This window comes from Pseudomonas poae, assembly GCA_028869255.1.
Classification (GTDB): domain Bacteria; phylum Pseudomonadota; class Gammaproteobacteria; order Pseudomonadales; family Pseudomonadaceae; genus Aquipseudomonas; species Aquipseudomonas poae_C.
This window is the reverse complement of record CP110972.1, coordinates 2302739-2310720: the sequence shown is the minus strand read 5'-3', so window position 1 is coordinate 2310720 and position 7982 is coordinate 2302739. Positions and strand designations below refer to the sequence as shown.

2 protein-coding genes and 2 pseudogenes are annotated in these 7982 nt (G+C 63.5%); 3 read left to right on the top strand and 1 reads right to left on the bottom strand.

Annotated elements, in window-relative coordinates:
* Nucleotides 1–14: 14 nt before the first annotated feature.
* A pseudogene (locus LRS56_10640) lies at nucleotides 15–1666 on the bottom strand (ShlB/FhaC/HecB family hemolysin secretion/activation protein).
* Nucleotides 1667–2178: 512 nt separating this feature from the next.
* Between LRS56_10640 and LRS56_10635 the strand changes: the two are divergent.
* The 3 genes and pseudogenes from LRS56_10635 (at nucleotide 2179) to LRS56_10625 (ending at nucleotide 7980) form a co-directional block, all read left to right on the top strand.
* Nucleotides 2179–3747 (top strand): efflux transporter outer membrane subunit, encoded by a 1569-nt coding sequence (locus LRS56_10635; protein WDU64872.1) that lies wholly within the window; start codon nucleotides 2179–2181, stop codon nucleotides 3745–3747.
* A 67-nt stretch (nucleotides 3748–3814) separates the two neighbouring features.
* Nucleotides 3815–4926: pseudogene (locus LRS56_10630) on the top strand (efflux RND transporter periplasmic adaptor subunit).
* 9 nt (nucleotides 4927–4935) lie between these two features.
* Nucleotides 4936–7980 (top strand): efflux RND transporter permease subunit, encoded by a 3045-nt coding sequence (locus tag LRS56_10625; GenBank protein WDU64871.1) that lies wholly within the window; start codon nucleotides 4936–4938, stop codon nucleotides 7978–7980.
* The last annotated feature ends 2 nt before the right edge of the window (nucleotides 7981–7982 follow it).

Genomic DNA, 7982 nt, shown 5'->3' with positions numbered 1-7982 from the left:
AGGGCGGTAAAAATTTAAAGAAAGAAATCCAGGCGGAAATACACCGGCGCTTCACGTTCAGTGATCGGCCCCGGTCGCTCCAACGAATGTGCGAAGGTCACCGTGGCGGCGACGTTCTGGCTACGCGCAAACAGCTCCACGGCGTTGCTGGTCATGCGCCCGTGCAGCTCGCCGTTGTAGCGGTCGCGGCGGATCACGCCCTGGTCGTAGCCGAGGCTGGTGCCGTATTCGCTGAACACCGGTTGCAGCCAGGCCCAGGTCACCGGGCGGCTCCAGCGCAGGTCGTTGCGCCAGTAGCCGCCGCTGTCGCCGGCCAGGCTCTGGTCCTTGTAGCCGCGAATCGAGGACTGCCCGCCCAGGCTCAGGCGCTGCGAGCTGAACAGCACGTCTTCGCTGCGCTGGCCGGTCATCAAACTGCTGAAACTGAACGACTCGCCCCACAGCTTGAACGGGTACAGGTAGCTCAGCGTGGCGCTGTATTTGCGGTAGCGCGCATCGGGCTGACCGGGGCCTGGGTTGTGGTTGGCCTGGGCGTCGAACGCGCCGATGCCGTCTTGCATGCCGAGGTCGATGTTGAGGAACGAGCCGCCAATCCGCCGCCCGTGGTTGATGCCGAACTGCGCTTCGCTGAGGCGGTTGCTGCTGAGGGCGAGCTTGCTGTCTTCGACGAAGTTGTTGGTGCGCAGGTAGGCCACACCGGTGCTCAGCGAGGTTTTGCTCAGCGCGTCACGGTGGATCACACGCTCCAGGCGCAACTGGTGGCTCTGGCTGTCGCCGGACTGCTTGAAGTTGAAACCGCTGGCCTGGGCCAGGGCGCGGTATTCGGTTTCGCTGTAGCTGTAATTGAGGTTCCACCAGCCGAACGGCAGGTTGTAATTGAGCATCGAGTTGCGTGACGTTTTCTGGTGGTCGCTGACCGCATCGTGGCTCCGCGCAGGGAAAGCTGGTCGGCCAGGCCGAGGGGGTTATCCCAATCCAGGCTGGCGCCCCACTGCTGCTCGCCGGTGCTGCGCTGGCCGCCGTTATGACGCGAGAGGCCGACGCGCCAAGGCTTTTGCGGGGTGTTTTTGACCAGCACGTCGCTGCCGCCGACTGCTTGGCCGGGGGCCAATTCCATCTGGGCCTGGTTGGAGGGCAAGCGGTTGAGCTGGTCGACCATTTGCTCGATTTCGCGCAGGTTGAGCAGGTCGCCCGGTTTGCCGGGGAAGCTCATGAACAGCTGACGGTCGGTGATACCGCTGCCCTGCGCGCCCTTCATCCCTTCCAGGCGGCCTTCGACCACCTGCACCTTCAGGTTGCCGCTGGAGAGGTCCTGTTGCGGCAAGTAGGCACGGCTGGTGACCAGCCCCTTGGCCAGGTAGTGGTCGGTGATGACCTTGAGCACCTCATTAAGCTGCGGCACGCCGAGGCACTGACCGATATAAGGCTTGAGCAGGTCGGCGCGCTCGCCTTCGGACAACGCGTCGGCGCCGGCGAGTTCGATGGTTTTGATCGGGAAGCAGCGGGTCTCGACCGGCGCTGCCGGTTTGGCCGGGGCAGCGGCTTTGCCGGGCAGGTCCTTGAGTTCTTCGAGGCGACGTTGTTGCTCTTCGAGCAAGCGATCCTGGCGGTCACGGATCAGGTCGGTAACGCCTGGCGTGTTCTGCACGGGCGCGCCTTGGGCCATAACGGTCGTGCCCAGGCAAAAAAAGCGGACAGCAGGCTGAGCCTGGTCCGACGTACCGAACGCCACATTTCTAGATCCCTCTATGTGGCACGATGCCACCAATGGGCGGCGATCTTAGGATGGCAATTTGATGACGTCAATAAAATGTACAAGGATGTTTCAAAGTTGATACTCAAGATCTTCCGACGCGACCAGCCATCTCCTTTGGCATCAGGGAGTTATCGGCACCTCAAGCAGATCGATCCTCTGAATGAGCTCAAGTGTGGCGCCCCGGGAGACAGACAAGTACCCGATCCACATAGCCCCAGGCCCCGCACAACCGGCCGCGATAAAGCTTTCCTCTATTGGCGGTAATCCGACTCTTGAATTAACGTTCACGTGGCCGCAGCCATCAGCGAGTGCAGGGCTGATGCACAGACGCTTATTGCTCAACCAGAACGTTAACAACGATCTCTAATCGAGTGGCTATGACAGAGCAGCCTCGGCAGCTTGCATCGGGACCACAACAGGGCGTGCGCACCTGCGCACGTTCACGGCCTTCACGCCTCATCGCCCTTCTGGGCCTGTTATGCAGCGCCCTCGCCGGCTGTACCGTCGGGCCTGATTTCGTACGCCCCGAGGTGCCCGCGAATGCCGACTACGCTCAAGACACACTGACCACTACCGCCCAGGCCGACATCGACGCCGGGGGCGCGGCGCAGCAGTTGATCGCCGGGATGGATATCCCCGGGCAATGGTGGGCGTTGTTCCGTTCACCGACCCTCAATGCCCTGGTGGAAGAAGCCCTGCGCGCCAACCCGGACGTGAGTGCCGCGCAAGCGTCATTGCGCCAGGCCAATGAGCAGGTGTATGCCGACCAGGCTGCGTTGTTTCCCTCGGTCAGCGGCACTCTGCAGAAAACCCGCGAGAAGGTCTCCGGCGCCACTTCGGGCCTTGCACAGTCGCCGATTCTGACCGTCAGTTCGGCGTCGCTCAGCGTGTCCTATGCCCCTGACGTATTCGGCGGTACGCGCCGGCAAATCGAGTCCACCACGGCGCAAGCCGAGTACCAGCGTTTCCAGCTGGAGGCGACCTACCTCACCTTGACCGCCAACGTAGTCAATACCGCTGTCAGCCTGGCGTCCCTGCGTGACCAAGTGGCCGCCACCGAAGAAATTATCCGCCTGCAAAGCGGCCAGCTCGATCTGTTGCAGGCCCAGCGACGTTTGGGCGCGATTGCCGATACCGACGTGCTCACGCAACAGACCGCCCTGGCGCAAACCCGCGCCAGCCTGCCGCCGCTGCAAAAGCAACTGGCGCAGACACGCAACCAGTTGATGGCTTACCTTGGCCGTTTCCCCAATCAAGAGCGCGGCGAGCGCTTCAACCTGGCCTCCCTGCACCTGCCGCAGGCGCTGCCGGTGAGCCTGCCCTCGGCGCTGGTCGGCCAGCGCCCCGATGTGCGCTCGGCACAAGCCCAACTGCACCAGGCCAGCGCCGACATCGGCGTGGCCGTCGCCAATCAGTTGCCCCAGTTCAGCATTACCGGGTCCCTGGGGTCGACGGTGGCGAGCGCCACCCCGTTGTTTTCTTCCGGCAGCGGCGTGTGGAGCCTGGCGGGGTCTATCGCGCAACCGATCTTTGATGCCGGCGCGCTGGAACACCGCAAACGCGCCGCCGTGGCCGCCTATGACGCATCGGCAGCGCGCTACCGTGGCACGGTGATCAGCGCATTCCAGGATGTGGCCAACGCGCTGCGAGCGCTGGAGGCGGACGCCGATGCGCTCAACCAACAGGTCGCGGCGGAGCGCTCGGCGAAAGCCAGCCTGGACCTGGTGCAAGCTCAGTTCCGCCTTGGCGCGGTGGCCTACATCAATCTGCTCACCGCGCAACAGACCTACCAGAACACCGTATTGAGCCGCGTAAAAGCCCAGGCCGCACGCTACAGCGACACCACCGCGCTGTTCCAGGCCCTGGGCGGTGGTTGGTGGAACCGCACCGACGTCGACCCCGCCACAGCCGGCGAGTCTGACCGCTTCGGCCTGCCGTCATGGCAGGAAATCAGGCCCTCCCCCAGCAACCGTGAGGACAACCATGGCTGACATGACGCCCACCGCCCCGCTGCCGCCCACTCCGACTGCACCGCGCAAGCGGCGACTGTGGCGGCCGATGCTGATCATGGTCGTGGTGGCCCTGGTGATCGTTGCGATCATTGCCGGGGTGAAGTTCGTGCAGATATCGGCGCTGATCGCCCAGTCCAAACTCACCCCGCCGCCCGCCGTGGTCACGGCCCTGCAGGTGCCGTTCGAGGACTGGCAGCCAAGTGTGTCCGCCGTGGGCTCGATGAAGGCGGTCAGGGGTGTGGATGTGACCACTGAAGTCGGCGGCATCGTGCGCACCCTGGGGTTCACGCCCGGGCAGCAAGTCGAGGCCCAAGCGCTGCTGGTGCAGTTGAATGCCGATTCGGACATTGCGCAACTGCACTCACTGGAGGCCACGGCGGACCTCGCGGTTATCGTCCTCAAGCGCGACAAGGCACAATTGGCGGTCAACGCCGTGTCCCAGGCCCAAGTCGACACCGACACCGCCGACCTGAAAGCCAAACTGGCTGCCGCCGAACAGCAGCGGGCGCTGGTGGCGAAAAAACCATTCGCGCACCGTTTGCCGGGCGCATCGGGATTACCAGCGTCAACCCCGGCCAGTACCTCAACCCCGGCGACAAGATCGCCACGCTGCAGACCTTCGATCCCATCTACATCGACTTCACCGTGCCCCAGACCCAGCTGGAAGCCATCGCCCTCGGCCAGAGCGTGAGGGTGACGGCCGAAGGTCTCGCCAACCAGACCTTCAACGGTCGTATCAGCACCATCGACACCCAGTTCGATTCGACTACGCGCAACGTCACCGTCGAAGCCACCGTGGACAACCCCAAACACAGCCTGGTGCCCGGCATGTTTGCCCGCGCCGTCGTCAACTCCGGCCCGCCGCAGCGCTACCTCACCGTGCCCCAGACGGCGGTCACCTATAACCCCTACGGCACCACGGTGTTCATCGCAACCTCACAGAAAAACGACAAGGGTGAAGCCGTGCTGACCGCGCAACAGAGCTTCATCAAGACCGGGCCGACCCGTGGCGATCAGGTCGCCATCCTGTCTGGCGTGAAGGAAGGCGACCTGTTGATTACCAGCGGCCAGATGAAGCTGAAAAATGGCTCGCCGGTGCAGGTCGATAACAGCGCCGCGCCGCTGAACGACCCCGCGCCGACTCCCCAAGAACACTAAGGGTGTCCCATGAAACTCACCGATACCTTTATTCAACGACCGGTCTGGGCCGTGGTCGTTTCACTGTTCATCCTGATCCTGGGGCTACGCTCGATCTTCGAATTGCCGGTCAACCAATGGCCACGCACTGAAAACACCGTGGTCAGCATCACCACCGCCTACTACGGCGCGGACGCATCCACGGTCGCGGGCTTTATCACCCAGCCGCTGGAATCCGCCATCGCCCAGGCCCAAGGCATCGACTACCTGGCCTCGTCGAGCATCACCGGCCTGTCGACCATCACCGCCACGCTGCGCTTGAACTATGACGCGAGCAAGGCACTGACCGAGATCAATACCCAGGTCAACTCGGTCAAGAACCAACTGCCCGCGCAGTCCCAGGAGCCGGTGCTGTCGGTGGCGGTCGGGCAGACCACCGACGCCATGTACCTGGGCTTCTACAGCGACACGCTGCCCACCAATAACATCACCGATTACCTGGTGCGGGTGGTCAAGCCCAAGCTCGATTCGATCCAGGGCGTGCAAACCGCCGAGATTCTTGGCGGGCGCCAGTTCGCCCTGCGTGCCTGGCTGGACCCGGACAAGCTGGCGGCGCACAACGTGACCGCGCAGGACGTGTCCACCGCTCTGGCGAACAACAACTACTTGTCCGCCGTCGGCTCCACCCGTGGGCAAACGGTAACGGTCGACCTCACCGCCGGCACCGATTTGCACACGGTGGATGAGTTCAAGCGGCTGGTAATCAAGCAAAAAGGCGATGCCCTGGTGCACCTGGAGGACGTTGCCACCGTCACCCTCGGCGCCGAAAGCTACGACAGTAGCGTGGCGTTTTCCGGCAAGCGCTCGGTGTTCATCGGCATCAAGGTCGCGCCCACGGCGAACATCCTGACGGTCGCCACCAGCGTGCGCGAGGCGTTCCCGGAGCTGCAATCGCAATTGCCCAGCGGCGTGCGCGGCGACATCGTTTACGACTCCACGGCGTTCATCAATACCTCGATCGTCGAGGTGGTGAAGACCCTGGTCGAGGCCATGATTATCGTCTCGGTGGTGATCTACCTGTTCCTCGGTTCGTTCCGCGCCGTGATTGTGCCGTTGGTGGCCATCCCGCTGTCGCTGGTCGGGACGTTCTTTGTCATGTACCTGTTGGGCTATTCCATCAACCTGCTGACCCTGCTCGCCCTGGTCCTGGCCATCGGCCTGGTGGTGGATGACGCGATTATCGTGGTCGAAAACGTCGACCGGCATATCAAGGAAGAAGGCAAAGGCGTGCTGGAGGCGGCACTGATCGGGGCGCGGGAGCTGGGCGGGCCGATCATCGCGATGACCGTGGTATTGATTGCCGCGTATGTGCCCATCGGCCTGCGCAGCGGGCTCACCGGGGCACTGTTCAAGGAGTTCTGCTTTTCGCTGGCCGGGGCCGTTACCGTCTCGGCCGTGGTGGCGTTGACCCTGTCACCGATGATGACTTCCCGGCTGTTCAAACCCGGCCAGGAAGAAGGCCGCTTCGCCAAGCGCCTCGACCGTTACTTTGACTGGCTGCGCGGTCGCTATCACCGCGTGCTCGCCAGCGGCCTGGACATCTGGCCGGTGCTGGTGACGTTTGGGTTCGTACTGTTCCTGCTGGTGGCTGCCAGCGGCATGACCGCCAAGAGCGAGCTGTCGCCGACCGAGGATCAGGGCCTGGTGTTCATGCAGATCAAAGGCCCGCCGACCGCCTCGCCCCAGCAGATGGAGCGCATTGCCGACCAGGCGTTCCGGATTGCCAGCAAAGAGGCGGAATACGCGCAGATGTTCCAGCTGACCGGGCTGCCTGCGCTCAACCAAGGCCTGGGCGGCGTGCTACTGAAATCGTGGGGCGACCGCACGCGCTCCCAGGCCGAGCTGGTGCTGGACCTCCAGCAAAAGTGGAACCAGGTGCCGGGCGCGACCATTGCGGCCTTCCCGTTGCCGTCGTTGCCGGGCGCCCAGGGCCTGCCGGTGCAGTTTGTGATCACCACCACCGACTCGGTGGAAAACCTCAATGAAGTGGCCCAAGCGGTGATGGCCGAGGCGCAGAAGCAACAGCTGTTCTGGTTTGCCGACATGGACTTGAAACTGGACAAGCCCCAAGCCAGGCTGGTGGTCGACCGCGAAAAAATTGCCGCACTGGGCATGACCCAAGCCGATATGGGGGCCGCCCTGTCGGCCGCGCTGGGTGGCAACTACGTGAACTACTTCTCGACCGCCGGGCGTTCGTACAAAGTGATTCCCCAGGTGCTGCAGGTGGACCGCCTTAACCCCGAGCAGATCCTCGACTACTACATCCGCACCCCCAGCGGCGACATGATCCCGGCACGCACGGTGGCGCACATCGAGACCTCGACCCAGCCGGAATCGATCAACCACTTCCAGCAACTCAACTCGGCCACGCTGGCCGGCGTCAGTGGCGTGGCCCAGGGCGAGCTGCTGGCGAGGCTCAACACGATCCTGGGCACTGTAGCGCCATCGGGTTATACCTCGGACTTTTCCGGCGAATCACGCCAGTTCATGCAGGAATCCGGCGGGTTCTTCGGGCTGCTGATGTTTTCGATCCTGATCGTTTACCTGGCGCTGGCCTTCCAGTTCGAGAGTTTCCGCGACCCGGTGGTGATCCTGTTTTCAGTGCCACCGGCGCTGTTTGGCGCGCTGGCCTTTATCACCATGGGGTTTGCCTCCATCAACGTGTATACCCAGGTCGGCCTGGTGACGCTGCTGGGGTTGATCACCAAGCACGGGATCCTGATCGTGCAGTTCGCCAACGAGCTGCAGCGCGCCGGTCACAGCAAGCGGGAGGCGATTGAAGAGGCGGCGGCGGTACGCCTGCGACCGATCCTGATGACCACAGCTGCGATGGTGCTGGGCGTGGTGCCGTTGGTGTGGGCGTCCGGCGCAGGCGCCGCGGGGCGGCATGACATGGGCCTGGTGATTTTCGCCGGGCTGTCCATCGGCACCCTGCTGACGCTGTTTATGGTGCCGGCGATGTACATGTTTATCGGCGCCACACACCGGCACGAAGACGCTGTGGAGCCGGGTTAACA

What these genes read in the sequence shown, in the direction of transcription:
- LRS56_10625 (WDU64871.1), top strand. Translation starts at nt 4,936, where the DNA reads ATGAAACTCACCGATACCTTTATTCAACGACCGGTCTGGGCCGTGGTC.